Here is a 22,764-nt window from a genome sequence, read left to right on the forward strand (position 1 = left end):
TTAACATATGCAACCGCCCGCCATTGCCTCTAACTAATATTCTTTTTCCAACCTGCAACTGCTACTAAGCAAAATCCCCCTGCCACACATCCGGGCATCTGGTCTACAGAAAACCTCCCATGGTCGATTTTATTTGAGGTGCTTCAAAACATGCTGCATTTTCGGCATCGAAGAAAATATACCCCTACATGAAGAAATTTTCCCTAATGTTAATAAGCTCCCTGATTTTGTGCGGTACGGTGGCCCATAGTCAGCAAACCCAACAAAAGCTAAAAAAGATTGTAGTTAACCATTTTTTTTCGTGCCCGCTTGATGAGCTCTTTGATACACTGGCCATGAACTATAAGGTCCGCATCGTGTTTGAACGCGAACCCCTACACGAAATGGACATTGTGGAGCACTTTTTTGAGGAGCCGCTTAAAAATGTCATTGCCAAGGTTTGTAACGAAAATAACCTGCATTACTGGATAGAATCAACCGGCACTATCTACATCCTCCAAAACACCGACGACCTGGCGCGGCTGCAAAAGCTCAACAAGTTGTCATTGCAGGCAGCCAATGCGGTAAAGGCTAAAGAAATTGAAGCGCCCAAAGCCAAACCCAAACATTTTTTGATGAGTATTAACGGTCGGGTAATTGATCAGCAAACAGGCGAGTCGCTGCCATCGGCAACGGTAAAGATCAGGGGAACCGACCTCAACGTTATGACCAATGCCGACGGTTATTTTACCATGTTCAGGGTGCCTTCAGATACATCGGTAGTGGAGGTATCCTATACAGGTTATCAAACCGACTATTTCAGGCTGAGCAGCGAAAAGCTGAATTCGCCGCTGATCTGTGGGTTATATTCATCGCTCAACAGTTTAAATGAGGTTACCATTACCGGTAAAAAAAGCGGCGTCATGAATACCGACAGCAGGCAGGTTGGCGTGTTACAGCTTTCGCCGGCCAATTTGGATAAGCTACCAACCATGGGCGATAAGGACGTACTGCGGGCATTTCAGCTGATGCCCGGTGTAAGCGGTACCAACGAATCGTCATCAGGTGCTTATGTACGTGGCGGTACCCCCGACCAGAATTTGGTTGTACTGGATGGTTTTACCATTTACCAGGTTGATCACCTGTATGGCTTTTTCAGTGCTTTCAATGCCAGTGCCATTAAGGATGTGCAATTATATAAAGGCGGCTTTACGGCCAAATATGGCGGCAGGCTTTCGAGCGTTACCGAACTCAACGGCAAGGAGGGTAACAAGAACGAAACTAATATTGGTACCGATCTGAGTTTGCTGAGCGCCAGCGGTTACCTGGAAACGCCGCTTTCTGATAAATCGACCTTGCTGTTAGCGGTAAGGCGCTCATACCAGGGGCCGTTTTACAACAAGATCTTTAACCAGTTTAACCAAACGTCAACCACGCAGGGGGGCGGCCCGGGTGGTGGTGGCCGGGGAGGCTTTGGTGGCGGCGGTTTTGCCAACCAGATTACCCCAAGCTCCTACTTTTATGATTTTGATGCCAAATACACATACAGCATCAGTCAAAAAGATAAGGTATCATGGACTTTGTACACAGGCACCGATAAAACCGATAACAGCAGGGAACTGGGCCTGCCATCGTTCCTGTCGTCGGGCAGCAGCGGTATCAACATAACCGATTATACCAAATACGGTAACCTGGGCAGCAGTATCAAATGGTTCAGGCAATGGAATAAGAAACTATACTCCAACAACTACATCACCTACTCATCCTATTTCAACGACAGGAACCGCAGTACTTCGGGCTTTTCACAAATCGATACCAACGGTATCTCACATACGCTGAGCAATGGCACGCTCGAAACCAACAACCTGAAGGATGTAAGCTATAAATCTGAGTGGGAATGGACAGTTAGTAACAAATATAAGCTGCTCTTCGGCGGTTTTGCATCCTACAAAAAAATAGATTACGAGTATACCCAAAACGATACAAGCAAACTCATCAATCAGCATAACAATGCCATGTTAGCGGGTTTCTACACCGAGCTGGCTATCGACCCAAACAATAAATTTCATATACAGCCTGGTTTACGGGCCAGTTATTTCGGCCCTACATCCAAACCGTACTTTGAGCCCCGGCTGTCGGCAAGTTATAGCCTTACCGATAAATTTACCATAAAAGGCGCTACCGGGCAGTTTTACCAGTTTGAAAACCAGGTGATCCGCGAGGATATTTTAGCCGGTAACCGCAATTTCTGGGTATTATCCAACAACAGTAATATCCCGGTGGGTATGTCAAGGCATTACATTTTAGGCACCAGCTACGAAACGGACGAGCTTTTGTTCAGCGTTGAGGGATACTACAAAACACTTAGCGGCTTAACCCAGTACACTGTAAGGCAAACACAGCCTGCCGGCGGCGGTTTCAGGATAGAGGCTAACCAAAATCAAACACAAAGCGTGACGGAAGATTTTTACCGGGGAACCGGTCGTGCTAAAGGCATTGAGTTTTTGGTACAGAAAAAGATGGGGCGTTATACCGGCTGGATCAGCTATACCCTTGCCCAGGCCCAGAATAAATTCTTAGCTTTTGGAACCGATTATTACGCTGCCGACCAAGATGTGCGCCATGAGTTTAAATCCATTAACATGTACCATTACCAGCGCTGGAATTTTGCTGCTACTTTCCTGTTCAGCACCGGGCATCCTTATACTGCCCCCTTATCCAGCTACACCATTAAAACGGTTGACGGCAACAGCATCACTTACCTCAACATAAGCGATAAAAATGCCGAACGTTTACCGGCTTATCACCGGCTGGACATGTCGGTGTCATATGACCTGCTGAAGATAGACGGGCATAAAATAGGCTCCATAGGCTTGTCGCTGTTTAACGTTTACAATCATACTAACACCTGGTACCGCGAATACCAAATGCAGAACAACCAGGTTATTACCACCGACGTTAACTACCTCGGCTTTACCCCTAACGTTACATTAAGCTTAAGATGGAAATAAAAACATACATACGATTTTTTGCACTGATAGCCGGCTACCTGATGATGGCATCGGCCTGCAAAAAAAACTCTTCTGATACTGATGCAGTGAACAAACCTGTTGTTGAAGCATACCTGGTTGCCGGCCAACCGCTTTCAGTAAAAGTTTATCAGCAAAAAGACCTGACGGATACTGCTACTTATGGATCGGCCATTACCGGGCTGACAATTAATGTAAGCAATGGTACGCAGACCGTAAAACTTACCGAAGGAACAAACGGAACTTACACTTACAGCGATGCCTGGTTCGTAACTGCCGGTAAAACTTATTCCATGCAGTTTACCTATAACAATGTGGTTGTGAGCGCATCAACAGTGATGCCGGGCAAACCAGTTGGATTTAAATTAACCGACAGTGTATTCCATGAGCCTAATACGCTCGATCAGGCTTATAACGATAAGGTGCGCGCTACCATTACCTGGACCAACCCCGATTCGTTGCAGCATTTGCTGCTTTTCAAAAACACCGATAGTAACCCTTTTGAGATCATAGCTGTAAGGAACAACAGGAACCCAAGCTTCGAGATCAATACCGAAAGAGCCTCTACTTACAGCATAACGCAAACCACTTTCAAATACTACGGGGCTTATAAAGTAATATTGCTAAGGGTAAACGACGAATACATTAATATATTAACCAGCAATACCCGGGGCAGCTCACAAAACCTGGTAAATACCCCAACCAATGTTGTTAACGGCCTCGGTATTTTTACCGCTATGCAAGCCGATACCTTGAATTTGAGGGTAACGACAGAGTAAAATCTGATAATTGGTATTGAATCATCTATTGGCGCAAGTTTCCCCGGTCCGGGCTGACTTGCGCTTTTCCTAAAAAACAGCGTTGAATCCAGATTTACGAAGTTTTAAAACTTTGTAAATCTTCCCTGGTGTTGTCATTAATCTCCCCTAAGTTTTATCACTCGTAATTGACATGGTTTATATCATTGTCACCTCGCCGCAAATCCCCCTTTTAATCCCCCCATTGTAAAATCCCCGGTTACATCATAATAGTGTAACTTATACATTACAAATGCACTATTTGTAAAAAAATAAAAATTCAGCATGTAACATTTAAAGTATTTTCGCCTCCAATTACCAAAATAATACTAAATGAAACGTTTTTACATACTTATTGCATTATTCTGCTTCGCGTTATCGGCTCAGGCCCAGTTTGGTGTGGGCGGCGGCGGACCTACAACAACAGGCAGAATATCAGGCACTATCATTGATTCGCTAACCAAAAAACCAATGGACTACGCCTCGGTTGGTTTATATCGCAGCGGGGGCAAATCGCCAATTACCGGTGTTGTAACCGATGAAAAAGGTAACTTTAAATTGGACAATATAAAGCCGGGCGTATATAAGCTGGCTATCTCCTTTATAGGTTACCCAACTAAATATATTGACCAGGTAACCACTACCCCATCAAAACCAGATGCCAAGCTTGGTCAGGTACTGTTGGCCCCAAGCTCACACGCGCTTAAAGAAGTTTCCGTAGTTGGCCAGGCCGCATTAATCGAAAACAAGATCGATAAGATAGTTTATAACGCCGAAAAGGATCTTACATCGGTAGGCGGTAACGCTACCGATGTGTTACAGAAAGTGCCTTTGGTTGCTGTCGACCTTAACGGTAACGTATCTATTCGTGGTGACCAAAACGTACGCGTATTGATCAATGGCAAGCCATCCGGTGCTACATCTGCCAGCTTATCGGATGTATTGAAAACCATCCCCGCCGACCAGATCAAGAGTATCGAGGTGGTAACTTCACCATCTGCCAAATATGATGCAGAAGGTTCGGCCGGTATCTTGAACATCATTACCAAGCAAAAAAATGTTTCGGGTATCAGCGGTTCAATCAGCGGTGGTGTTGGTACACGTCAAAACAACGGCAACGCCAATATCAACTATAACCACAACAGGTTTAGCTTATCGGCAAACGCCGGTGGTAACGCAACGTGGCCTCAAACCTCGCTTACCTCAAGCGATCAGAACTTTAATTATAACGACCCTACCAAACACTATGAGCAAACATCTACCGGAACCAGCCGCGTTAAACGTCACGGCGTAATAGGTTCTGTTTCGGCTGGCTATGATTTTAACGCGTACAACAACTTACGTACTTCTATCCGTTTAAATCAGGGTGGTTTTGATCCGCATTCGCTGTCAACCACAAATCAAACCTATTATTTTGATCACACCAAAGATCAGTCTTACACTTCTGATGGTCGCGGTCACAATAGTTTTGGTGGCTTTGACTGGAACATTGATTACACGCACAAATTTAAAAAAGAAGGTCATGAATTGGACCTGTCTGCACAATGGAGCCATAGCAAAATTGTTACCGATTATACTAACTTGTATTCGGCGGTGTTTGATTCCCTTCAAAACAATATTAACGGTAAAAACAACGAGTATACCATACAAGCCGACTATACTTTACCTGTAAGCAAACTGCTTAAGCTGGAAGCCGGCGGCAAAAACATCATCAGGAGGATAAAAAGTATTTCGGATTATTTTGTACCGGACGGAAACGGCGGTTTTGTATTCAGCGATCCAAACTCAAACAGGTATAATTATAATCAGACAGTTTGGGCCGGTTATACCGTATTAACTTTCTCTCTGCCTAAAGGCTACTCCATCATGACAGGTGCGAGGCTTGAAAATACGGATATTCACGGCGAGCCAATCAATAGTGCTCAAAATCTTAGCCCTTTTGATCAAAACTATAATACGTTTATACCAAGCTTAACTTTTCAAAAGGCGCTTACACCTACTCAAACTATCAAATTATCATATAGCAAGCGTATAACACGCCCAAGCTTACAGTTTTTGAACCCCTTTGTTAACAGGAGCAATATTACAGCGCAAACAGTTGGTAACCCCGACTTAGCGCCCGAAATATCGCAAACAGTTGAATTGGGTTATAACACATTCATAAAATCGTCTGTGATCAACCTGTCGGCTTATTATAAGCATACATCAGGCCTAATTGAAGGTATAGTTGAAAACCTGCCACCTAATGGTGATCAGAACGCTACTTTAACTACCTATCAAAACATTGGTGTAAATAACTCATATGGCGCAAGCTTTTTTGGTTCGGTAACCCCATTCAAGATCCTGACCATACGCGGACAAATCAACGCTTACACTTACAAACCAACCGCTATCGACCAGTTTACGCATCAACAAACACAAACCAATACTTATGTGCAGTACAACGCATTTTTAAGTGCTCAGCTTACACTGCCAAACAACTTTATAGCTGAGGCATTTGCTGTTGAAAATTCGGCACGCCGCACCATTCAGGGCTCAAATCCATCGTTCAGCATTATGGGCTTTGGCTTTAAAAAACAGTTTATGCAAAAGAAACTTGCATTGGGTATTAATGCCATTGAGCCATTCAATACTTACAAAAACTTTAATACCGACATAAAAACACCAACATTTACGCAAAGCAGCAAATTTGCGTTCCCATTCCGTTCGTTTGGTGTAACGTTTAGCTACAGCTTCGGTAAATTAAGCTTCAGCAACCCGCAACAGCAGAAAAAAGGCATCAACAATGATGACATGAAACAAGGCGACCAGGGTGCCGGCGGTTCACCTACAGGAGGCCGATAATCTTTAAGAGTCAAGACTGTTAGAGTCAGGATATAAGAAAAAATTAAAGAGCCGGGAGCGTAAATGCTTCCGGCTCTTTTTCTGAACCAGGATTGTCTGAACTCGAATTTGTTGAATTCATTGAATTGACAGAATTTTAAAATTCGATAAATTCTTAAAATTCGTTTAATTCGAGTTCAGACAAAATCCCGGTTCTATTCTGCGTCCACCTCAATCCCTATCTGTTTAAGCAATAGCGAGGCGTTAAAAGTTTTGCATTCACCGTGCTTGATCTTGTAATCAAACAGCATTTCGCCGTTCACTACCTGGATATCAAAATAAAAATTACGTACGTAATCAGGATATTTGGTTTCGAGATGGGCTATCTGTAAATCGTGAGTGGCTACCATACCCACCGCATTTTTGTGGATGAGCTGCTCGATAACCGCTTTTGAGCCGAGGTATTTATCAACCGAATTGGTACCGCGCAGCATTTCATCAATCAGGAAAAACACTTTAGGCTCATTTTCAACCGCGGCCAGCAGCATCTGCAGGCGGTCGAGCTCGGCCTTAAAGGTTGAGGTGCTTTCATTGAGCGAATCTTTGATGCGCATATAACTGATCATGGTGATCACCGATACCTGCATACTTTGGGCACAAACCGGTGCACCGCTTAAGGCCAGCACGGTATTAATGCCCACGGTACGCAAAAAGGTGCTCTTACCGGCCATGTTTGATCCGGTGATGATATCAACCTTAAAGGTGTTATCCAGTTCGTAATCATTTTCGATACGTTTGGTGGCGTCAATAAGCGGATGGGCGATAGCATTGGCAGTGAGGGTATAGCCCGGCCTGTCGTCAATAACAGGGAAACTCCAATCCGGATAGTTTACGGCCAAACCGGCCAGGCTTAACAGCGATTCAAATTCAGCAATGCCATCAAAAGCGGCTTCAAGGCTGTCCTGGTTTTGACGTTTCCAGTTTTCAATGGCGATGATCTGGCGGATATCCCACAAGAAAAACAGGTTGAGCACAAAGCCGATTAATAGGTTAAGATGATAATTAAGCTTATTGATCAGCTCCCCCAGTTCTTTTATTTTGGCCGATGTCTTGTCTGTTTTTAGCTGTTGCGCCAGGGTGTTGCTATAACCGGTCTGCCATTGCTGATCTTCAATGCACTTAAATACACCGGCGTAATTGGCTAAAGTATCGCCTATTTTACCGGCAATGAGGTCGGCCTTACGAATATAGGCCGCTTTAGAAAATACCACACCCATATTAAACAAGCCAATCACGATGGCCGCAAGCTTCGCCGGCGAATAAAAATAAGCGACTACCAGCAACGCCGTAAACAAGTAAGGCGCTATTTTGGTATAAGCGGCAAGCCATTTTTCGCCTGGCATATCGAGCGGAATGTGCAGGTATTTGAAAAGGTTTTTAAGCTGGTTCACGTCCTGTTTTATGGCGAAAATGAGCCGTGTTTGCAGATCGAGCTTCCAGCTGTTCTTAGCGGCTATTTCTTTAACGGCTTCCTGTCGTTGTGATACGGTTTGCTTGCTTGCCGGGGCATTGAGCCAACCCGCCAGTTTATTATTACCCGGCGTGGTGGCGGTGCGGTTGATGAGTTGGTATAAGGAGGCATTGCCGTAAATATCCAAATCGGAAGTGTAAAAGTGTTTGTCGTTAGCGTAGCGTGCGCCATCGTTGTAGATATTGCCATGGGTTTGGATACTGCCTATCTCGTTTTCATTTACCTGTTGCAGGTCGTCATAATACTGTTTCTGCTTTTCAAAAGCGCTTTGGCGCGCTACCAGCCAGGCAAAGGCAAAAACCAGCAGTACAAAGGCAATGGCGATGATGCTAAAATTGTCGAAGTGAATGGCAAAGGCTATAGTTACAGCCACCATAGCAAATATGCCGAGCCTCAGCAGCGAATAGGTATTGGCAAGCTTTTTATATTTGGCCGCTTCTGTAGCGGCGAGGCTTGCTCTTTGCGTATAATCGTTTATAATTTTTTGTTCCATTTGCAGATAAATTCAACCAAAATAAACACATATATTTTAAATAAACGTTTATTTGTTTCAGATATGAAGATCACGTTCCTTACCGTTGGAAAAACAGAGGATGCCTATTTAAAGGAAGGCATTGATAAATATGTAAAACGGCTAAAACATTACACCAAACTGGAGCTTGCCGAAATCCCCGAGTTGAAGAACACCAAAGCGCTGAGCACCGAGCAGCAAAAGGCCAAAGAAGCCGAGTTGATCCTCAAGAAAATCACCCCGCTTGATTTTGTGATTCTGATGGATGAAAAAGGAATGGAATTTACATCAAGCCAGTTTGCGGCTTATATCAATAAAAAAGAAGTTACCACATCTGCCAACTTAATATTCATCATAGGCGGGCCTTATGGCTTTGATACCTCCGTTTACCAGCGGGCTAACGACAAGATCTCTCTTTCGCGCATGACATTTTCACACCAGATGGTACGCCTGTTTTTTGTGGAGCAACTGTACAGGGCATACACTATTATGAAGGGTGAGCCTTATCATCACGAATAATCCGAACCATGATTTTTAGGATTTAAGGATTGCCCTGATGATTGATCAAATAAACAGATACGGAGCGGGATTATGACCACAACGATGTTACAGCAAATGCTTATTTCAGGAAATCCTAAAATCATGCGAATCAAGGTTTTTCCCTACCTTTGTTAAATGTCAGCAGGTCACGATCATTCACACTCACATTCGCACGGGCACCATCATCACGACCATGCCCCTAAGCTTGATCATTTAAATTCGGCTTTTATTTGGGGCATCGTGCTTAACTCGGTGTTTGTGGTGGTTGAGGCTATTACAGGTTTTGTTACCCACTCTTTGTCCCTGTTAACCGACGCCGGCCATAACCTGAGCGATGTAGCCTCGCTCGCGCTGGCCCTGCTTGCCTTTAAGCTTACCAAAGTAAGCGCTAATAGTAAGTATACCTACGGCTATAAGCGGTCGACTATCATCGTATCTTTTTTTAACGCGGTAATATTATTTGCAGCCGTTGGTTTTATTATTTATGAGGCTATTACGCGCTTCATGAACCCCGAAATAGTATCGGGCGGCACCATGGCCTGGGTTGCTTTTATAGGCATTGGCATTAACGCTTTTACAGCGTGGCTGTTTGTTAAAGATAAAGATACCGACCTCAATATTAAAGGCGCTTACCTGCACATGGCTGTTGATGCCATAGTATCCTTTGGTGTGGTGATATCCGGTATTATCATATACTTTACCAAACTGTACTGGATTGACAGCGCAGTGAGCCTGATAATAGGTTTCGTGATATTACGCGGCACCTGGAGCTTGCTTACAGCCAGCCTGCGTTTGGAAATGGACGGCGTACCTGCCGAAATGGAACTTGACAAGATCAAAGCCGAACTTAAAAAAGCCAAAGGCGTGGTTGATGTACACCACATGCATGTTTGGGCGCTCAGCACCACCGAAAACGCACTTACTGCCCACCTGGTGATCAAGCCTGAAGCCATGGCCGATTTTGATAATATCAAGCATGACCTTCGCCACCGTTTGGAACATCTGGATATCAGCCACAGCACTTTTGAACCCGAATTTTCGGAAGAAGGGTGTAAGCAGCCCGAGTGTTTGTAGGCTGCTTCTTCATATTTCATAAAACCCCTCAGTTTTCTTATTTTTAAGGTAAACAATTACCTTAAAATGAGCAAAGCCCAAACCTTAAAAATACTATCCGTTATCACCTTTCTTGAAATCGTCGGGATGGTAGTATGGCCAATTATATTGGGCTGGGGCCAGCTTATGAGCTCGGCGGGAAAGCTCCTCTTTACAATTTTCCTTCTCCCCTTTATTTACTACATCGGCTTCTTTGTATTCCTTTCGCGTTATGTAAAAAGAGAAAATAATGATCAAAATATTGGCCTCTTAATATTCTCTAATGTGGTACCTATTATTGGGTTGCTTTATGTTTTAGACGTATTTTGATATACCTTTTTAATAAACAATAATGATAAGACTTACAAGATATTGGTTTGAATTTGATATTAACGTTGTTGACGGCGACCTACCACCAGGGATTGCTGTAGGGTGTGGCTTAACTGCCGTTAATTATGAAGATGCCCTATTTATACTCCAAAATGATATATTTATAGGCAAACAGATTCCTCCGGTAAAAAGATATATTGAAGACATTGACATATCCACTTTAGAATCGGGACATGTTTTACCAAATATTATGACTCCATCCGTTTATCGGGGCGTTTGGTATCCACAAGGATATAGTTTTCTTTAATAATTCTTACTACCTTAAACGCGATTATTTAACCTGTCATGAAATCAACCCGAAGAAAATTCATAACCACAACAGTAGCACTGGCTGCAGGTACAGTTACAGCATCGGCAATATCGCTGAAAGAACAAAAAGAAGAATGGCCAATAGTTCACCATGTGTTTTTCTGGCTTAAAAATCCGGGATCAACAGAAGACCGTGATAAATTGGTAGCCGGAGTTAAAACCCTTGCCAAAATTGAAACCGTACGCAAACTTCGCGTAGGTATCGTAGCCAGTACCGAAAAACGCGACGTAGTAGATAACTCCTGGGCGGTGTCCGAACTGATGTTTTTCAGCGATCTGGCCGGACAAGCCACTTATCAAACCCACCCTATCCACCTGGAGTTTATCAAAAATTGCAGCCACCTTTGGGAAAAGGTAATTGTTTATGATGCGATGGATGTATAGCTTTTAACAAAAGCTTAATCAGATTCCTGCAAACCAATCATTTATGTTTGAGTTAATTAATACAAGTTAACCAAAACACTAAATGATATGAAAGTTAAACACCTGGCCATTTGCCTTGCTATTTCAAGCTTCACATTACATTTAAGCGCCACCGCTAATGCAAAAAGCGGAGGCGCCTGTCACAAACCAGCAAAGGCTGCTCCTGCCGTTGAAGGATGGTATTTCAGGGCTGTAAGTGGCTATCCTGCTGCCATTGCCTTTGAACCCGTAGTATTATTTAAAAACGGCGAATACTTTGACGTTGGTGATGAGCCAATTGAAACGCTGGATGTAACAGCCGCTAAAAGCAGCCGCCCTAAAGCCTGGGGAACCTGGAAAAAAACGGGCGCAACCTTTTATCTTACTAATAACGAAGGAAAAACCTATGATTATAAGTTGGGTGAAGGCAATTGGTTCCCGGCCTATCCGTATACAGGCAGTATTAAGCTAAAAAAAGGATATGAAAAAGTAAGCGGCGGCGATTATGGCAACGGCACAAATGCCCTGGTAATCAAAAAGATCAATTTTATTGATGATACTCATTTTACTGAAGGATCAAACGGCGGAATCATGACACCTGCTGCCAGCGCCTGGAAAAAAACCGGAGGCAAAGGCGGCACCTACAAAATTTACGGCAACACCATCGAACTGAATTATGGCAGCAAGGTGATCAAAAAATCATTTGCCTTAGGTGCTTCGGGTTCACCTGCGCATCCGACAAATACCATGATATTTATAGGGGGTGACGCTTATACCGATACTGAATAAAGAAGAGATTGCTTAAAACAAAAAAAGCCGATTATTCGGCTTTTTTTGTTGCTTTTTTAGCTTTTGCTTTTGAAGTTGTTGGCTCGGCTTCCGGTTCAGCAGTTACTGCTTCGGCAACCGGTTCTTCTGCAACCGGGGCGGGTGCCTGGGTTGGATCGGCCTCTTCAAAAATTGGAAGGGGCTTTAATATCTGGAACCAGGATATTACCTTTTTAATGTCTGATGAGTAAACTTTTTCTTCATCATGATCTGGCGCTACTTCATAAAAGAAGGTACGCAACGCTTTACCGTCGGCTTTAACGTCAGGTATGTTTGATGCTGACTTCATGCGCTCAAGCACATCAGTTAACCTGATATCATCCTCAACACCAAAAATGGTGATCTCACTTAAAGCAGCTAATTTGGCTGTAGAAAGGTTGGCTATCAGTTTTGTTTTCTGTGCATCTAAACTTTCCAGCACATAGCCGGTTTTATTTTGTGCCAAAGCTTTCCATAAACCCGGTTTTCCTGATACCGATACAATTCCCTGTAAATTCATATATTTTTTGTTAGTAGGATTGATGAGGCGAATGATTTACGTAATAACAGGTAAATCACCCGCCCTATCAACTATTCACTTAATCCTCTATAACTTCGATTCCTAAAATTTTATCTCCCTGGCGAATAGCGTCAACAACGTCAACATTTTCAATCACTTTACCAAAAACGGTATGGTTACGGTCAAGGTGGGCAGTGTTTGTGCGGTTGTGGCAAATGAAAAACTGTGAGCCACCAGTGTTGCGGCCTGCATGTGCCATTGAAAGCACACCACGGTCATGGTATTGGTTGTTGCCGGTAAGCTCGCAATCAATTTTGTAGCCTGGGCCACCAGCACCGGTACCGGTTGGATCGCCGCCCTGAATCATAAAATTAGGGATAACACGGTGAAATATCACGTTATCATAAAAGTTTGATTTTGCTAATTTTTTAAAGTTAGCAACGGTATTAGGGGCATCCTGATCGTAAAACTCTACGGTCATGTCGCCTTTTTCGGTTTTGATTATTGCTTTGCTCATGTTTTTGTTTTTTAGAAAACAGTTGGCAAAGGTAATAAAATTGAGGATTAAAGAAAAAGGTTAAAGGCGAAAGGTTAAAGGTGAAAGGTTTGAATATTTATTAATTACCAGGGTGTAAAAGTCATGGTAAGTAATCTTTGTTTTGGCGAATAACTAATCTCGCCTTTTCTTTTTGAATCAAACATTTTAATTTCCGAAAGCGGCTTTTTATAATCTTTACCCAATTCGGCCAGTTGGGCAAAAAACCAGTCGAGTCCTTCCTGATCACCCAAAGTATTGGCAAACCAGGCCAGTTTTTGCAGTTCGGCGAGGTTCACTTTTTCGTCGGCGGTAAAAACGTAAGTCCATTTAACTATTGCCAGCTCATCGGGCTTGCCAATTAGTTGGGCCCGGCTTCCATTGGCATCTGTGGCGACAAAATTTGGTAGCAGGCTGATATCTGTGTCCTGCTTAAAAACAAGACTGCTGTCGGCTTCTGTAAGCTTTTTAATCAACGCATCACGATTGAGGCGCATACCCGAACTTCCGTTCTGCGCGTGCGCGGCCAAACAGGATATTAATAAAACACCGACAAGGAAAATATTTCTGACAATAACAGATAAACTCATTTAAGGCCGGGATTTAACACGCCATAAAACTAAAACAACATGCATAAAGCCAGAAGCCCCTATGTGTTAAAAATGGTTAAAATACATTAGCCCTTTATTCGTTACATTTGATAACCCGGCAGTAAACAAATCAACAAGGATCGTGAATAATTCATCAGGCAATAACTTTTCACCTCTTACATTTCGTCTTTTACTTATAAAGCTAAAGTTCCTTTTACCTTTCGCCTTTTACCTTTTACCTTTAACGTCAAAGGCCGCTTCTATCTTAATCCCTATGGATGATGAGCAAAAGGACCATCTGAAATCGTACGGGATAGCTTTCTGGGTACTCAAAAACGGCGAAGAAGTCGACTGGCTGCTCAACTATCGTGGTGGCAGTTTCATGATGAAGTACGGGCAAAAAGTTGAGGAAGAGTGCAAGATCCGCGGGGTAAGCTACGAAGTTATTGCCGATGCCAAAGCCACCGAAATTATTACCGAAGTAAGCGATCCATCGGTAAATATGGACCTGGTTAAACTGGAGAAAGCCCCCCGCATGGCGGTTTACTCCCCCAAAAACAAGCTGCCCTGGGATGATGCAGTTACCTTGGTTTTAAAATATGCCGAAATTCCGTACGACGTAGTTTACGACGAAGAGGTGATCCATGGTGAACTGCCCAAGTATGATTGGCTGCACCTGCACCATGAGGATTTTACGGGACAATACAGTAAGTTTTATGGCGCCTTCCGTTATGCGCAATGGTATACCGATGACATCAAGATCCAGGAGGCCATGGCCCATAAACTGGGCTTTAGCAAGGTATCAAAAATGAAGCTGGCCGTAGCCCAAAACATCCGAGATTTTTGCGCAGGCGGCGGCTTCCTGTTTGCCATGTGCTCAGGTACCGATACTTTTGACATTGCACTATCGGCTGCTAATACAGATATCTGCGAACGTATGTTCGACGGTGATGCTGCCGACCAGGACGCGCAATCCAAACTCGATTTTAGTCAAACGTTCGCCTTTCAGAATTTTACGCTGGATATGAACCCCATTTCGCATTCCTTCAGCAATATCGACGTTACCACCACCCGCCAGGTTGATCGTACCCGGGATTTCTTTACGTTGTTTGATTTTTCGGCCAAATGGGATGTTGTGCCGAGCATGCTTACGCAGGATCATGACAAAGTAATAAAAGGCTTTATGGGCCTTACCACGGCCTACAACAAAAGTATGCTCAAACCGGGCGTTACCATCATGGGCGAAATGAAAACCGCCAATGAAGCCCGTTACATTCACGGCGAATACGGCAAAGGCCAATGGACCTTTTACGGCGGCCACGACCCTGAAGATTACCAGCATGCTGTAAATGATCCGCCGACAGATTTGAAACTACACCCCAATTCTCCCGGCTACAGACTGATCCTAAACAATGTGCTGTTCCCAGCTGCTAAGAAGAAAAAGCAGAAAACGTGATTGCTTTTAAAAGATGTATAATAAAAATGTCATTGCGAGCGAAGCGTGGCAACCGCACGGAGGCATAGCCGCTCTGTATAGCATGCGATTGCTTCGTCGTTCCTCCTCGCAATGACATGTTTTTTTAACTGGTATTCATAATAAACTCACGTTATAAACAGATGCAAGTTCAAAAAAGACCTGCCTGCGGGAATTTTTGCTGGTCTATATAATTAAACTGCTTCTTAAAATAAACCCGGGGTACTTTGCTTAAAAACGTTTCTATTATCTTATCATATAATAGCGAAGGCACTGTAAATTTGGTAATGAGTATCTTTTTATCATCAATGGTATAAATCACCATATAATCATACTTCCCAAACTTACCCATATCCTTTTGCTCATACAGCTCAACCCTAACAAGATCAGCCCTGTTTAATACAAGGGTTTGATCCTGATATATTAAAGTGGCCACTTCTCTGCCGTCACTTATAATTAACTGTTTCCCTCGATCATATTCATTAAACTGATTTATCACCCTAACAACATAAACCTGGAAGTAAAGAAACGTTGCCGGCAAAAGTGCTAAAAACAGCGCAATTAATGGATGCTGGTAAACTTTGATAACAATGAAAATAATTAAAGCAACATTAACGGCCATAATAATCACCTCAGCTGTAAGCTTATTATTTTTAAAAGTGTATACCTTGGGTTGCTTCATTTATCCATAAATATACCATAACGACCTTAAACAAAAAAGAGGCTGTATCATAAATCAATTTCGCTAAGACGTAGGTCGGCCTCAAAATGGAATGAAAAAAGGGCAATTTTCAAATCGAAAATTGCCCTTTTTGATAAGTAACTGACCGGTATCAAAATTTTATCCTGATCTCGCTCGTTTGCAACGAGTGTGTAACCTGGGCTCGCGTTTATAACGCACGAGCGATGCAATCGCCAAATCATATTAAGTGCTCGTTGCAAACGAGCGCAAGGTTAAAGAAGCAGAAAACGTGATTTTAACAATTGCTTATTGCACCACATCAAAATGAAACTCCTGTACCAATGGCGGGTTTTCGGGTGTAAGTGTAAAACTCACTTTGATATTTCCAGTTTCACATTTGATTATAAAATAACCGCGCAACTGGTTCTCGGCAACAATATCACCGGCGCTTATTATTCTGCCTGTTTTTGCAAAAGCTTCAGTTGCGGCTGCTTGAAGTTTATCGGGGAAATAATCCATAAAAAAGTTATCAGCAAAAATGCCGCTTTCTTTAGCCTTGCTCCAATCAGCAATAACTTTAAGCAGATCATTTTTACGTTGCTCTAATATGGCTGATGCCGGCAATTGCCGTGATTTTATACCCGAAAGAGCCAGTAAAGTATCCAGAGCCTGGTTATTGGGATAACCAGCACGGGCATAGGTCAGGTTGGCAAATGAAACAACGCCCACACCGTACTCCGGCAAGATATTCCACTGACTGCCGAAACCCGGTAAGCCCCCTGTATGACCAATGTATACGCGGTTATCACAATCCTTTGCCCAACGCAAACCGTAGGCATAGGCACTGACATTGGGGCATGGTCTGCCCGTGGTTGTTTTGGCATTTACAGTTAAATAATTCACATCCCAGGGGTACTGCATTTCCCGGATAGAACTACGTTTTACTGGCAGGGTTTCGGCATCATCGCGCGGAGGCCAGGCATCCATATGCACAGCTATGTATTTGCTAAAATCCTCAATAGTGGTGATCAGGCCGCCCATCGCACCGTAAGCCCCGTCATGCAGCAGAGGCTGTTCAACCCATTTACCATCAAGCCAGCGGTAGCCATGCGCCAGTTTATCTTTGGGCACTTTGGCATATTCCCAATAGGTATGTATCATACCTAACGGTTTAAGGATATTTTCTGTGATGTATTGCTCGTAAGTTTTGCCCGATACTTTTTTGATGATATATCCCAGCGTAGCAAAACCAAGGTTGCTGTACTCATAGCCCTGACCGGGATCATTGGAAAATGAAACACCTTTTTTGTATAACGCCATGAGTTCTTCATCGCTAACTGCAAGTTGCCTGTCGCCCCATGGGTTATCTTCCGGGTAACCTGCTGTATGCGTAAGCAGGTGTCTTACGGTTACCGGGACAGCATCTTTGGTCAAATATTTCAACCCCTTCATCTCGGGGATATAAATATAAGCCGGATCATCCAGTTTTAGCTTGCCCTCATCCCTGAGTTTTAGGATAGCCATAGCGGTAAGGCTTTTGGTCATGGAGGCGATCCGAAAATCCGACGATGAATCAGCCTTGATCCTGGCATCAATATCGGTATATCCTAAGCCACCGGTATGTACCAGCTTACCATCAACCACAATGCCATACACCAATCCCGGCCAGTGATTATCTTCAGCATATTTTTTATAAAGCTGATCGATTACCGGGAAAGTAGCCCGGATTTTTTTTAACCTGTCGGGATCAGTAAACGTTGCGGGCTTGTAGGGTTGGGCAGTGGAGGTGTAACTTACCGTAGCCAACAAGAGGGCAAAAGCGGATTTAAGCAGATTTTTGACCATATACATAGATACGGAAAAAGTACTCCAAATTATTTTTAAAACTAAAAAATCCCGGCCAAACATGACCGGGATCTTCAATATTAAAAAGCCTTTCGCTTTCGGCTTTACGCCTTAAGCTTTACGCTAACTTAGCCAGTTCTTCTGCCATGGCAGCGCCAATTTCGGCCGGCGACTCAACCACACGGATACCGCACTCGGCCATGATCTTCATTTTAGCAGCAGCAGTATCATCAGCACCACCTACGATAGCACCTGCGTGGCCCATACGGCGGCCCGGAGGCGCTGTTTGACCAGCAATGAAACCGACAACCGGTTTAGTACCGTTTGCTTTGATCCAGCGGGCAGCATCAGCTTCCATGTTTCCGCCAATTTCACCAATCATGATGATACCATGAGTTTCCGGATCGTTCATTAATAATTCAACAGCTTCTTTGGTTGGTGTACCAATAATTGGGTCACCACCAATACCGATAGCAGTAGTGATACCCAAACCGGCTTTAACCACCTGGTCAACCGCTTCATAAGTTAAAGTACCTGATTTTGAAACCACGCCAACGTTACCTTTTTTGAAGATAAAGCCCGGCATGATACCAATTTTGCTCTCATCAGCAGTGATGATACCGGGGCAGTTAGGACCAATCAGGCGTGCATCCTTATCTGTAAGATATTCTTTTACTGCGATCATATCCTTTGTAGGGATCCCTTCGGTAATACAAACAATAACCTTAATGCCGGCTTCAGCAGCTTCCATAATAGCATCTGCACCAAAAGCAGGAGGCACAAAAATGATGGATACATCGGCACCGGTTGCAACAACGGCATCTTTAACCGTGTTAAAAACCGGCCTGTCTAAATGGGTTTGACCACCTTTACCTGGTGTAACACCACCAACTAACTGAGTACCATAAGCAATCATTTGCTCGGCATGGTATGACCCTTCTTTACCGGTGAAACCTTGTACAATAACTTTTGAATCTTTATTTACGAGTACACTCATTGGTTTTTTCGTTTTAGTACGGCAAAGCTAAAGTTTTTGCCCGAATGTCAAACCCTATTGTAATCTAAATTTATATGTTAACATAAAAGTGACTTTTAAGGGGATTGGATGTGGTTATAGGGTGTTTATGTGTTTTAAATTTTTTATGATTATAAAGTTCCCGTTGAATAAAACTGTCAACTGAAAACTATCTACTGCCAACTAAATTAGGGCGTTGCCTGCGGCCCAGGCTATTTGTCTGAACTCGAATTAAACGAATTTTAGCAATTTATTGAATTTGCTTTTCATTCTGGTAGATTCGGGTCCAGACAAAAAAACCGTAAATCAAAAAAATCCTATAAATCCCGGTTCAGACAAAATCCGAAATCATTACACTGCCATCCATAACGTGGCCAATTACTAATTGAATGCAATTGCAAATTCAACCGCTGTAATTAAAACGAACACCAAAAACGTAGCAAGAAATATAATCCCGGCTTTTTTAAGTTTCACTTTATCGCCAGAAATACCCGGGATAAAATTGATCGCAGTAAATGTCAAACCAGTTAACAATACCAGTGCTTTGAAAATTGTTAATAATATATATATATCCGATTTATTCATTAACTCCCCTTTCAGCCGGCTGTTCAACAAACTCCCCCTCACTCTTCGCAATCACAATAGTAGCAACACCGTTCCCTATCACATTGGTAATGGCCCGTGCTTCCGACATAAACCTGTCAACCCCTATTAATATCGCCAAACCTTCTACCGGTATTATTTTGATGGCTGTAAGCGTACTGGTCAATACAATAAAACCGCTGCCGGTTACGCCCGCCGCACCTTTGGAGGTGATCATCAGGATCCCGATTATGGTTAGCTCCTGCCCCAGCGAAAGCGGAATATTAAACACCTGCGCCAAAAATATCACGCACATGGAAAGATAAATGGTAGTGCCATCCAAATTAAAAGAGTACCCCGTGGGGATCACCAGACCCACCACCGATTTGGAACAGCCAAACTTTTCCATTTTCTCCATCATGGCCGGTAATGCCGATTCGGATGAGGATGTACCAAGCACTATCAGGATCTCTTGCCTGATGTATTTCAGATATTCCCAAAGGCTGAACTTAAACAGCCGACAAATAATATTCAATACCACAAATATGAACAGGAACATGGTCAGGTAAACCGAGCCCATCAACAGGGCCAATGGTTTTAGTGTTTGGATGCCATATTTGCTCACCGTAAAGGCCATCCCTGCAAAAGCCCCTATCGGCGCCACCTTCATCACTATCTTCATGATATTAAAAAACACTTTCGAAAGCTTATCAAATAGCTGAATAACCGCTTCGCCACTTTTACCCATCCGGCTTAACCCAAAACCAAACAGTATCGCAAAAAACAGGATCTGCAAAATATCGCCTTCAACAAAAGCTTTGAAGATGTTTGAAGGTACTATGTGGGCCAGGAAGTCGCCCCAGTGCATTTCGGCGGCGGCTTTTTCGTATACGGCTAATTTGCCGGTATCCATTTTTGCAGCATGGTTTTCAAAACCGGCACCGGGTTTAATAATATTGGCTACGGTAACGCCGATGACAAGCGCGAACGTGGTTACGATCTCGAAATACAACAAAGCTTTACCGCCTACCCTGCCCACTTTTTTCATATCGTTCATGCCGGCAATGCCCAGCACAATGGTTAAAAAGATGATAGGCGCAATCAGCATGGTGATGAGACTGATGAACTTCTTGCTAATCAGTTCGGCAGTCGGGGCAAAGCCTTTAACGTATAAGCCGGCCACTACCCCAAGGGCAATGGCAATAAGTACCTGAAAAGTTAGGTTTGATAAGAGGCGTTTCATGATTGATCCCCCGGCGCCCTAAAGGGGGAGCAACAGGATGGGACGGCAATATAATAAGTTATTGTTTCAGGCACAAAAAAGCCCCGTACCGAAAACCGGCACAGGGCATAATTGATTGATTGAAAGATCGTGATTATGCAGGCGTTGATTTACCGGTTAGTAAATCAATTAAGAAAATTTTATTAAGGAAAGTCAGCTTTGCCTTGTGGTTGCCCAGGAAAACGATAGTGCCGCTGTAATCCCAGCCCCCGCCGTTTGTTTTTCCTTCCGAACGGAAAGTAGCTGTACCGCTGGTGATATCAAACTTATCGTTGCCATGTACATACAGGTTAGTAAACACATAGGTATTATGCACCCTGCTAAACGTTTTGTATTTAGTGTATTCGTTATCAACATAGGCTTTCATCGGACCATCAAGCGAGAAGTTTGAGTTATTGGTGTTAAGGCCCCTAACCTTATATTTCTGCACAATATTGTAAACGAATGAATAACCCGGGCCACTGCCTACCGTGTTTAATGAATCAACCGAATCGTAACCAACAGTTTTGTTGCCGTCACAAATAAAATAATATTTGGTACCGCCTGTTTTGGTTGCTTTTAAAGTATCACCTTGATTAAATACACGGTTCAGGCTGGTATCAATATAAAAACCGCAACTATATGTACTCTGTACTTTAAGCTTTGATGAGGCATTGGTTGAGGGGGTAACACCGTCGTTAAGGCTGGCCCCTCCAAATGAACCGGCCAATGATTTTGCCAGGTTATCTGCAATTGCCGAACTGGCTACATTATCGCTGGCTTTTACAGTTGATGGATCGGATTTTACATTAATTCCTGTTTTTGTACAGGCCGAAAAAAGAACAGCCACACCTGCTAATAAAGGTAATACACCGCGTAGATTTAGTTTCATAAACGTATCAGATAAAGTTTAGATCTCTTTGCCTCATTTGGCAATAAACATACCACAGGTAAAAAAATTCGCCAAAAAATGCCCGTGATGCATATTTTAGGCTCATTTTCCTTTTTTATAAAACAGTTAAAGATTTATACTACTGATAGCAACGGAACAACAAAACACACCCACTACCTGCTTTCCCCGCTTCGGGGAAAAATACGTGGAAAATATTCCCCGTTTTTTTTATCAAATACACAGGTGATAAAAAGCATGCCGTTTTGAAAAACCATAGCATACAAAAAGCCCTGCCTCCGGTTAGGGAGCAGGGCTCTACATATATTTAAAAAGAATTTAATTAACTTCGCCTGTCATCAGATCGGCAGTATAAACAGTGCCGTCGATAGTGATCTTAGCTTTGTGCCCCCCTAAAAACGTTATCGTCCCTTTATAGTTCCAGACATTTTTTCCGATACTTCCTTTACTCGAAAAGGCAGCACTTCCGCTTAAAATAAAATCGGGGTCTTTTGTTGGATCAACAACAATTGATTTAAAATTGTAGTTAAACGTGCCTTCAACATTTGGCTGGTCTGTTGTAGGTTTGGTGTAGTTAACCCTGGCATAATAATTCACAGGGCCATCAAAAGAGTATTGGGCGTGTTCAACACCCGGATTAAGGCTTCTGAGTATCAGGTTTTCACCCATTTTTAAAACCATTGTAAAACCGCTGCCTGCCATAGTCATATTTAAACTATCATTAGCGGTAACCCCTGAAGGTACTCCATTGGTACAGGTAAGCTCATATTTAACCTTAGCCCAGATATCTATTTTTGAGGTATCGCTTTGATCTAAATTAAATGCTATCGTAGTATCCATTTTGGCGCCGCACTGTGGCTGAGGGTCAACAGATTGTACTTTGATCTTACCTTTTTTGTTCAGGGATAGATCGGTTGGCATACTTAAACCACTCTTAAAATCAAACCCGCCGTTTTCGGGGTTAAAAATGCCAACAAGGCTTTGCGCAATTTGCACACTCGCTTCTTTTTTACTTACTGTACTTTGATTGGTAGGCGCCATGTTAAGCTTATGGCACGAAGTGTAAATGGCAGTAATACCGGCAAGCAGCAATACTATAATTTTGTACTTGTGTTTCATGTTTAGGATTTTAATTCCGCG

At 43.1% G+C, this 22,764-nt stretch carries 20 protein-coding genes; 10 read left to right on the top strand and 10 right to left on the bottom strand.

The features are described from left to right. Nucleotides 1-188 precede the first annotated feature (188 nt). The 3 genes from BLP33_RS24700 (at nt 189) to BLP33_RS24710 (ending at nt 6,649) form a co-directional block, all read left to right on the top strand. Complete coding sequence (locus BLP33_RS24700) at nt 189-2,990, top strand: TonB-dependent receptor (RefSeq protein WP_090534207.1); 2,802 nt, start codon at nt 189-191, stop codon at nt 2,988-2,990. Continuing rightward, a complete protein-coding gene (locus BLP33_RS24705) occupies nt 2,981-3,787 on the top strand; it encodes a DUF4249 domain-containing protein (RefSeq protein WP_090534209.1) in 807 nt (268 codons plus the stop codon). The genes BLP33_RS24700 and BLP33_RS24705 overlap by 10 nt, the downstream gene beginning before the upstream one ends. Nucleotides 3,788-4,138: 351 nt before the next feature. Next, nucleotides 4,139-6,649, top strand: coding sequence for a TonB-dependent receptor (locus BLP33_RS24710; protein WP_090534211.1), 2,511 nt, complete (start codon nt 4,139-4,141; stop codon nt 6,647-6,649). Between the two features lie 194 nt (nt 6,650-6,843). On the opposite strand, the gene BLP33_RS24715 is transcribed toward BLP33_RS24710, so the two are convergent. Next, complete coding sequence (locus BLP33_RS24715; RefSeq protein ID WP_090534213.1) at nt 6,844-8,652, bottom strand: MutS-related protein; 1,809 nt, start codon at nt 8,650-8,652, stop codon at nt 6,844-6,846. A 63-nt stretch (nt 8,653-8,715) separates the two neighbouring features. Between BLP33_RS24715 and rlmH the strand changes: the two genes are divergently transcribed. The 6 genes from rlmH to BLP33_RS24745 all read left to right on the top strand — a co-directional run bounded on the left by rlmH (nt 8,716) and on the right by BLP33_RS24745 (nt 12,192). Beyond that, nucleotides 8,716-9,189 (top strand): 23S rRNA (pseudouridine(1915)-N(3))-methyltransferase RlmH, encoded by a 474-nt coding sequence (gene rlmH / locus BLP33_RS24720; RefSeq protein ID WP_090534309.1) that lies wholly within the window; start codon nt 8,716-8,718, stop codon nt 9,187-9,189. Between the two features lie 156 nt (nt 9,190-9,345). Continuing rightward, entirely contained in the window at nt 9,346-10,284 is a 939-nt protein-coding gene (locus tag BLP33_RS24725; RefSeq protein ID WP_090534215.1) for a cation diffusion facilitator family transporter, read from the top strand. Nucleotides 10,285-10,350: 66 nt separating this feature from the next. Then, a complete protein-coding gene (locus BLP33_RS24730) occupies nt 10,351-10,632 on the top strand; it encodes a hypothetical protein (protein ID WP_090534217.1) in 282 nt (93 codons plus the stop codon). A gap of 22 nt (nt 10,633-10,654) precedes the next feature. Continuing rightward, nucleotides 10,655-10,939: a hypothetical protein gene (locus tag BLP33_RS24735; RefSeq protein WP_090534218.1), complete on the top strand. Its 285-nt coding sequence runs from the start codon at nt 10,655-10,657 to the stop codon at nt 10,937-10,939. Between the two features lie 38 nt (nt 10,940-10,977). Continuing rightward, on the top strand, nt 10,978-11,385 hold the full coding sequence (locus BLP33_RS24740; protein WP_090534220.1) for a Dabb family protein: 408 nt from the start codon (nt 10,978-10,980) through the stop codon (nt 11,383-11,385). Between the two features lie 87 nt (nt 11,386-11,472). Further along, nucleotides 11,473-12,192 carry a hypothetical protein gene (locus BLP33_RS24745; RefSeq protein ID WP_090534222.1) on the top strand — a complete coding sequence of 240 codons (720 nt, stop codon included), beginning with the start codon at nt 11,473-11,475 and terminating at the stop codon, nt 12,190-12,192. A gap of 31 nt (nt 12,193-12,223) precedes the next feature. Here BLP33_RS24745 and BLP33_RS24750 read toward each other — a convergent pair whose 3' ends face one another. The 3 genes from BLP33_RS24750 to BLP33_RS24760 form a co-directional block, all read right to left on the bottom strand. Further along, nucleotides 12,224-12,730, bottom strand: a complete 507-nt coding sequence (locus BLP33_RS24750; RefSeq protein WP_090534224.1) for a DUF5606 family protein — start codon at nt 12,728-12,730, stop codon at nt 12,224-12,226. A gap of 79 nt (nt 12,731-12,809) precedes the next feature. Then, nucleotides 12,810-13,247, bottom strand: coding sequence for a peptidylprolyl isomerase (locus BLP33_RS24755; RefSeq protein WP_090534226.1), 438 nt, complete (start codon nt 13,245-13,247; stop codon nt 12,810-12,812). A 104-nt stretch (nt 13,248-13,351) separates the two neighbouring features. Continuing rightward, complete coding sequence (locus BLP33_RS24760; RefSeq protein ID WP_139160067.1) at nt 13,352-13,855, bottom strand: hypothetical protein; 504 nt, start codon at nt 13,853-13,855, stop codon at nt 13,352-13,354. Nucleotides 13,856-14,129: 274 nt separating this feature from the next. Here BLP33_RS24760 and BLP33_RS24765 point away from each other — a divergent pair, with 274 nt between their 5' ends. After that, entirely contained in the window at nt 14,130-15,311 is a 1,182-nt protein-coding gene (locus BLP33_RS24765; RefSeq protein WP_112652713.1) for an asparagine synthetase B, read from the top strand. A gap of 169 nt (nt 15,312-15,480) precedes the next feature. On the opposite strand, the gene BLP33_RS24770 is transcribed toward BLP33_RS24765, so the two are convergent. The 6 genes from BLP33_RS24770 to BLP33_RS24805 form a co-directional block, all read right to left on the bottom strand. Continuing rightward, nucleotides 15,481-16,011 (bottom strand): PH domain-containing protein, encoded by a 531-nt coding sequence (locus BLP33_RS24770; RefSeq protein ID WP_090534230.1) that lies wholly within the window; start codon nt 16,009-16,011, stop codon nt 15,481-15,483. A gap of 306 nt (nt 16,012-16,317) precedes the next feature. Beyond that, a complete protein-coding gene (locus tag BLP33_RS24780; RefSeq protein WP_217633226.1) occupies nt 16,318-17,856 on the bottom strand; it encodes a serine hydrolase domain-containing protein in 1,539 nt (512 codons plus the stop codon). 118 nt (nt 17,857-17,974) lie between these two features. Then, a complete protein-coding gene (gene sucD, locus BLP33_RS24785) occupies nt 17,975-18,853 on the bottom strand; it encodes a succinate--CoA ligase subunit alpha (protein ID WP_090534235.1) in 879 nt (292 codons plus the stop codon). Between the two features lie 595 nt (nt 18,854-19,448). Then, nucleotides 19,449-20,696: a C4-dicarboxylate transporter DctA gene (gene dctA / locus BLP33_RS24795; RefSeq protein ID WP_090534239.1), complete on the bottom strand. Its 1,248-nt coding sequence runs from the start codon at nt 20,694-20,696 to the stop codon at nt 19,449-19,451. A 133-nt stretch (nt 20,697-20,829) separates the two neighbouring features. Then, nucleotides 20,830-21,606 carry a hypothetical protein gene (locus BLP33_RS24800; RefSeq protein ID WP_090534241.1) on the bottom strand — a complete coding sequence of 259 codons (777 nt, stop codon included), beginning with the start codon at nt 21,604-21,606 and terminating at the stop codon, nt 20,830-20,832. A gap of 336 nt (nt 21,607-21,942) precedes the next feature. Continuing rightward, nucleotides 21,943-22,743, bottom strand: a complete 801-nt coding sequence (locus BLP33_RS24805; protein WP_090534242.1) for a hypothetical protein — start codon at nt 22,741-22,743, stop codon at nt 21,943-21,945. Nucleotides 22,744-22,764 lie beyond the last annotated feature (21 nt).

Origin of the sequence: Mucilaginibacter sp. NFR10, assembly GCF_900100445.1 — a bacterium.
In the GTDB taxonomy this organism is placed as follows: Bacteria; Bacteroidota; Bacteroidia; order Sphingobacteriales; family Sphingobacteriaceae; genus Mucilaginibacter; species Mucilaginibacter rubeus.